The 6,343-nt window shown below is 68.0% G+C and carries 9 protein-coding genes; all 9 read right to left on the bottom strand.

The window, feature by feature from the left end:
* A partial coding sequence (locus NBV68_RS16740) for a hypothetical protein (protein ID WP_296311990.1) occupies positions 1–1,395 on the bottom strand: 1,395 nt, incomplete at its 3' end.
* The gene (locus NBV68_RS16735; RefSeq protein ID WP_296311987.1) at positions 1,395–1,850 is read right to left on the bottom strand and encodes a hypothetical protein; all 456 of its coding nucleotides are present in this window, start codon (positions 1,848–1,850) and stop codon (positions 1,395–1,397) included. The genes NBV68_RS16740 and NBV68_RS16735, both read right to left, overlap by 1 nt.
* Positions 1,847–3,085 (bottom strand): hypothetical protein, encoded by a 1,239-nt coding sequence (locus tag NBV68_RS16730; RefSeq protein ID WP_296311985.1) that lies wholly within the window; start codon positions 3,083–3,085, stop codon positions 1,847–1,849. Before NBV68_RS16730 ends, NBV68_RS16735 begins: the two co-directional genes overlap by 4 nt.
* Positions 3,086–3,095: 10 nt before the next feature.
* Positions 3,096–3,734: a phage tail protein I gene (locus NBV68_RS16725; protein WP_296311981.1), complete on the bottom strand. Its 639-nt coding sequence runs from the start codon at positions 3,732–3,734 to the stop codon at positions 3,096–3,098.
* A complete protein-coding gene (locus NBV68_RS16720; RefSeq protein ID WP_296311978.1) occupies positions 3,731–4,648 on the bottom strand; it encodes a baseplate J/gp47 family protein in 918 nt (305 codons plus the stop codon). Before NBV68_RS16720 ends, NBV68_RS16725 begins: the two co-directional genes overlap by 4 nt.
* A 117-nt stretch (positions 4,649–4,765) precedes the next feature.
* A complete protein-coding gene (locus NBV68_RS16715) occupies positions 4,766–5,245 on the bottom strand; it encodes a phage virion morphogenesis protein (protein ID WP_296311975.1) in 480 nt (159 codons plus the stop codon).
* Complete coding sequence (locus tag NBV68_RS16710) at positions 5,238–5,708, bottom strand: phage tail protein (RefSeq protein ID WP_296311972.1); 471 nt, start codon at positions 5,706–5,708, stop codon at positions 5,238–5,240. Before NBV68_RS16710 ends, NBV68_RS16715 begins: the two co-directional genes overlap by 8 nt.
* Complete coding sequence (locus tag NBV68_RS16705; protein WP_296311970.1) at positions 5,705–5,989, bottom strand: hypothetical protein; 285 nt, start codon at positions 5,987–5,989, stop codon at positions 5,705–5,707. The genes NBV68_RS16710 and NBV68_RS16705 overlap by 4 nt, the downstream gene beginning before the upstream one ends.
* Positions 5,990–6,006: 17 nt before the next feature.
* Positions 6,007–6,222 carry a tail protein X gene (locus NBV68_RS16700; RefSeq protein WP_296311967.1) on the bottom strand — a complete coding sequence of 72 codons (216 nt, stop codon included), beginning with the start codon at positions 6,220–6,222 and terminating at the stop codon, positions 6,007–6,009.
* Positions 6,223–6,343: the final 121 nt, after the last annotated feature.

Genomic DNA, 6,343 nt, shown 5'->3' with positions numbered 1-6,343 from the left:
GCCGTGCCCGAGCGACCAGCCCGGTGCGACCAGCCCGGTAGGAGTCGGCGAGGACGAGCCGACATACCCCAGCGAACCGCCGCCTGAGCCGACGAGACAGCCGGGGTTAGTGTTCAGGAACGCGCTGTCATTGGCGCCCGTCGGAAGAACTTGGATCGACGGGCGGCCTGCAAATGCGGCGGCCACCTGCGGATCGGCGGCAATCGCCTCGCCGAGGAATTGCGCCTCGGCCGGAGCGGGGTGCAGGAACAGCGTCTCGCCATCCGCGCCCTGCGAGCCATCGCCCTTGAGGTCGGAGCGGATGACCTCGCTCGCAACGGGGCCATTGACCATGTCGGGGTCCACCAGCATCAACGGGTAGACTGCCGGAGCGATCAGGTTCGAGTAGATGCCGAGCGCCTTGGCTTCCTGCGCCCACTCGTAGACGAGGCGATTGAGCACCTGGCGCGAAGGCTGACCCGAGGGGACGGCCACCAAAATGACTGGCACCGAGCGACCCAGCCCGTTGGCGACGCCGTCACCCCAGAAGCGGATCGCCTTGTCGATATTACCGAAGGTCGTGCCCTGGATGCCGATGCCAGCGCCCACCGGCTCGCGGTCACCGACGCGGGGCTGATAGGCGGCGAGCAGCGGGTTCGTGCTGCCACGCGGGATAGGGCCAAGGCCGCCCGTGCCGGTGTAGTCGATCGGGTCGTTCGTGCTATCGAGCAGAAACACCACATCGGGATTGCGGGCGGCAATCACCCGCAAGGCGTGGTCGTGATAATTCTGCGACGACTTGTTGCCGCCGAGCGTCCATTGCCCGACGATCTCGGCGGGGTAATCGAGAGCGCGCAGCATCCAGTCGGGGATGCTTTGCAGGCGGCTCGAACCCGGAACGCCGGTCGTGCGCCCGGTGCCAGTGCCCGCCTGCGAGATCATGCCGTTATCGGTGCGGCTGTCCCCCATGATCGCAAGGCGGGTTCCGGTGATGAGTACACCGGACGGTGCCTCTCCGATCGGCCCGATCGGAGCGCTAATGGCTTCCACATTCCCGCCGGGACCGCTGGCACGAACACGGACGCGCAGCTGCTCGCCTTCATCGGCGGCCGCGAGCATGTAGGATTCGCCGACGTCTTCCACGATCACGGCGGAGCCGCGCAGCAGATCGGCTCCGGCGACCACGCCGCCGACGATCGTGCCGAGGTCGAAGGTGATTTCCTCGCCCACGGCCGGGGTGCCATCGGTGATGATCACCGGTCCCTCGGTAAAGACCGGTGGGGCGACCGGGTTGGCGAGATAGCCCGAGAGCGCGAACAGCGAGACGCGCACGACTTCGCCGTTCTGAACCATCACCAGTTCGTCAGACCCCAGCGGGGCAGCGCCCGACATCGGCAGCTCGGTCACTTTTGCCATCAATCGAACTCCGGCCAGAGGGTGTGGGTTGCGAAGGGAAACCCGGCGAGGTCGGCAGGCGGCATGCGACCGGCAAATTCCTCGATCGCGTTCGAGGCCGCGCGGATCGCATCGATCCGGGCGAAGCGGACGGCCCCGGCCTCGCTCGGCTCGCGCAGATCGTTGAGCTGGCGCCATTCGGGGCTGACCGCGTGGATGCGGCGGGCGGCCTCGCGCCGGATCGCGGCGATCAGCTGCGCGCGGATCGTCTCGGCGCTGGGCTGGGTGCGTCGGTCAATCACCGGGCGGCCGCGGGCGTCGGCGATGATCGTGCGCCCTTCGGCTTGATCCTCGAGCAGCGCCGCATGCCGCGCCGCGGTGATCTTGACGGCGCCTTCCGGCGCAGCGGAACGGGTGAGGAAGAACGCGGGCCGGCGAGCTTCGCCCTGCCCGATCATGGCGAAGAAGATGCTCATGTCAGATCGATGCTCCCGACGGCGAGGAAGGTGCGCGGCTCGGAAACGTCGCGGGGGCTCCACGCTTGGAATCCTAAGGCGGTGATCGAATTCGGGCGGATGGCCGGGTAATTGTCCTGCGAGTTGGTGCCGGTGTCCGCCGTGCCGTCGCTCACCGCAGACCAGCATTGCGCAAAGCTGATCGGGAAGTTGACATTCGTCGCCCCGTTGGCCGAAGCGGTGAACCGGCCCCACTGGATGCACAGGGCATTGGCCGGATCACCCAGTGCCAGCGCGATATAACCGTTCTGGTTGAAGCTCTTGACGATCGGGCCGAGGACCCCCGGCGTCAGAACCACGTTGGTCGCTGTGCCCGCGAGCAGCTGTGCGATGCTGGCTGCCGCCACGCTGAGCACCCGGTTGGCGGCGAGCGAACCGCCGCCTGTCACCAGTCCGCCCCCGGTGATAGAGCGAGCCGTGAGCGCGGAGATCAGGGCGCCGAGGGTGGTGTCCCCCGCCTGCCGATCGAGCGCCTCGGCATCGACATCGGCAATGCGGTTGCTGACTTCGGCCGCGATGGCGGCAATCACCGGGGCGAGTCGCGTGGCGAGCTTGAGCGAGGTCACCGCGCGCTGATCGTCCTCGCCGGCGTCGACCTCGGCCTGGGTGGCCAGTTCGATCACGCCCTGGACCGTCTCGGTGGCCGAGCCGAACCCGCCGAGCAGCTCGGCAAGGATCGTGGCCAGCTTGAGGGGCGTGACGATCCGTTCGTCGTCCACGCCGGCATCGACTTCCGCCTGGGTGGCGATCTCGGCCACGCCTTTCACCGTTTCGGTGGCGGGCGGGAAGAGGAAGGTGGCGTCGCCAAACTCGATGTCGCCCGCGATCCCGTCCTGGAACGCGATGTCGAAGGCGAGCTGCAGGTTGAGCACCGCCGCCTTGCTGATGATCGGATCGGCCTGGCTGTAGGCAGCGAACAGCGTGCCGTCCGAAAGATACAGGGCGAAGCTGCGCAGGTCGTAGATATCGGGCGAGGAATCCTGCGCCGTCATGTGGATCACGGTTTCGCTGACCGCGGTGCCGGAAATCGCACCGATCCGCTTGAACTCGCCGGGCAGTGCGGTGAGCGTCGGGGCGACCGTGACGACGCTTTCCGAGAAGCCGACCTCGGTGATCTGGATCGGCTCGGTGGAGCCGCTTTGCGCGTCGACCAGCGCGTCGAGCCCGGCGGTGGTCAGGATCAGGGTGAAGCTCATGCGCGGCCCTTCATGCTGCGATCAGGAATTCGCCGGCTTCATCTTGAAGCGGCTCACCATCTTGGGTTTGCAGGTAGGTCGACCACACCGGATCGGCGGCGGTGGCAGTGTCGGTGTCGCACTCGATCCGCCCGATCGCGCCCCAGATCACCGCGCTGACCAATCCAGCCTGCGCCAGAGCGCGGATGCGGTAGGAGGCGATCACGTGGGCGCGCAGCGGCTTCACCGCGGCGATGTCGCGCAGCAGGGTCGAGATCGTCGTCTCGTTGTATTCGATCGTGCTGGTGTTGCGGTCGGGCAGGTCGAGCCGGAAGGTGTAAGGTTCGAGGTTGGCGGGATCCTCGAACCACTCGGTCACGTCGATCAGCGGGTCGATCCGGTCGAGCGCGCGGCGCAGTGCCGCGCGGGTGCCCTTGCGGCGCTGATCGTCGATCGCGCTGGCAATGGCGACGCGCTTCTGTTCCTCTGTCCAGTCGCTGTCCCAGATGTCGATCGACAGGCCCCAGCCCAGCCAGGGCAGGAGCGTCGCCGGGCACCGTTCGGGCGACCAGACATCGCCGACCGGGAGCGGCAGGTCCGCCAGCGCCTCGGTTTCGAGCGTGTCGAAAGCGCGCTCGAGCGGCGAGCTGTTGGGCGGAAGCAGGTTCATTCGTCGAAGCCTGCAATCGTGACGTCGATCGTTCCGGCGGCGGGCACCTGCGTCTGTTCGATCAGCACGTCGGCGACCGGCTCGACCAGGTTGACGTTCTGCACCCCGCCGACATGCAGCGCGGCGACCATCGCCGAGCGCGAGATGTTCCGGCCGAGGCGGCGGTTGGCGGCGAGCAGCTGCTCGAGCGCGGTTGTGGCGGTGGCGAGGATGAGCTGCGCGTCGGGCCCGGGGTAGAGCGTGAGCTGCGCCATCACATCAAAGGCCACCAGCTCGGCCGATTGCACGGTCACCCGGTCGGTGAGCGGGCGGACTTCGTCCCCGGCGAGCAGCGCGCGGACGGTTGCGACCAGTTCGGGCGAGGCGGTGCCATCGCCGGAGCGGGACAGCACCGAGACGGTGACCTCGCCCGGGCGTGGGCTGATTGCCGAGGCATCGAGCACGTCGGCATCGGCGGACAGGGCGTGGAAGACATAGGCGCTGGCAGGCCCGGCGACCGAGTAGGAATCGGGCGCGAGCAGCACGCGGCGGCGCAGGTCTTCGTCGCTCTCCATGACAGCGGCAGCACCGGTGACCGGGTCGGCCGGGGTGATCTCCTGCCGCACCACGCCGAACACGGCGGCGAGGTGATCGAGGTTGCTGCCGAGCGCATAGGCGACCAGCAGGCTGCGCGCTGCGTCATTGATGCGCTGGCGCAGCACCAGCTCGGCATAGGCGCCCGTTTCGAGCAGCTTGATCGCCGGGTCGCTCTCGACGAAGGCGGTGAACTCGGGGTAGCGGGCGAGGAAATCGGCGCGGCGGCGGGTGTAGATGGCCTCGAAATCCAGCGCCTCGATCACATCGGGCGCGGGCAGCCGCGAGAGGTCAATCGCGGTCGAGCTGGCGCTGGTGAAGGTGAGCGGGGTGCTGGCCATGCCGCCACCTGCCTGTCACGCGCGCGCGAAGGGAAGGGTGCGGGCAGGTGGAAGGGGCTTCCACCGTGGCGGGGCGGCATCAGCCCTCAAGTAGCGAAGCGGTAGGGCGAAAAAGCTCTAGCGCTCGAAGAGTTCGGATACCACGTCGAGCACGATATCGCGATCCGCATCGTCGAAGCCGAGCAGGCGGCGTTCGGGATAGCGGGTGTAGACCTTGGCGCCGTCCGGGCCGCGGCCGACGAAGCCGCGCAGGCCGTAGTGGTGGGTGCGCGCGACACTGTCGCCCTTGGCGGGCATGATCTCGACGCTGTCCGGCGTGGCCTTGATCGACCACTGCCGCACCAGGCGCAACTTGCGGAACATCTTGCCGCCCGCCTTCCGGCGCACGCGGCCTCGCTGGTCGAGACGGGCCTTGCGCGCTTCCATCGGGCCGCCATCGGGCTCGACGTTGCGGGCGATGCGATCGAGGTTTGAGCGGCGCAGGGCCTTGCCCAGCTTCATCCCGGCCCGCCGCCGCTGGGCGGGGGACAGGCCTGCAAGCACCTGCCCGAACCACTCATCGAGCGCGGCCAGTGCATCGCCGTCGTAATCAGGCATCGGAAAGCTTGACCTCGGCGAGCAGCGGGATCGGGGCGACCCCGGCGAAGCCCTCACCCTCTCCGAACAGCGGGTCGGGTTCGTCCAGATAGGTGACCTGCCAGCTGCCGTCTTGCTGCGGCGCGACCGCGATGTTCTCGGTCAGGTTGATCGTGAACAGGATGTCGGCGGTGGTGAGGTCGAGGATGTCGCTCTCGAACTGGAAGCTGTCGCCGTTGGGGGCGAGCAGATCGGGCTGGTTGACCCGCAGCCAGCGGGTGATCGCGAGCGCGATGATCGCGATGTCGGTGCTGGCTTCCTCGATCAGCACCGAGAGCGGGTACTGCATCGCGAAGCCATGGCTGGCGGTGCCGCGCGCGCGCACCGCGCCGTTCTCGATCCACAGCTTGAGCCGGCCGGGCTCGTTGCGCAGCTCGGGAATGGCGGCGGTGAGGGCGGCGCGAAGGGACTTGGCCTTGTTCATGCGCGCGGCGGGGCTTTTTCGGCGGGGCCACTGTCATACTGGGCCGGAGACAGTGCGCGCGCATCGAAATCCGGAGGGCTCATGACGCGAATGCTGCTGACTTCGAGCCTTTGCACGTCGAACCACTGCCCGCAGGGGACTTGCCCGTCTTTGGCGGGCGGGGTCAAAGCGGCCTGGACGCACCCGTAGAGGTCGAAACAGACCGATGAAATGACGCCTTCAAGGCCGGTGACCTTGTCCTTTGCGCGGTAGCCCAGAAGATCGATGGTTGCGGTGATCATTGCGGTTTCCTCTTTTTCTAATCCCACAGCTTCACGGTCGCGCGCTTGGCCGGCGCCGGGGTGGTGGTGGCGATGTCGGGCAGCTTGACCTGTGTGCCTCCGGGCAGGTTCGGGCCGAGGTCGGCGAGCTGCGGGTTGAGGTCGTAGGCCTGCTCGGTCACGCCCTCGGTGCGGCCGAGCACGCGCCAGCACAGCGCGTCGAGCGTCTCGCCCTGCTGCGCCACCGCGATCATTTCAGATCAGCTCCACCCGCTGGCGCTGCGCGGCGGTGACGGAAGCCGCGTCGACCGCGCCGATCGCGCGCAGATCGGCGACCGCATCGTGCGCCTTGGTGCGGTAGATCCCGGCGACGTC

Source organism: Erythrobacter sp., assembly GCF_023653175.1.
Classification (GTDB): Bacteria; Pseudomonadota; Alphaproteobacteria; order Sphingomonadales; family Sphingomonadaceae; genus Erythrobacter.
The sequence above is the reverse complement of the archived record's forward strand: the minus strand, read 5'-3'. Positions and strand labels throughout refer to the sequence as shown.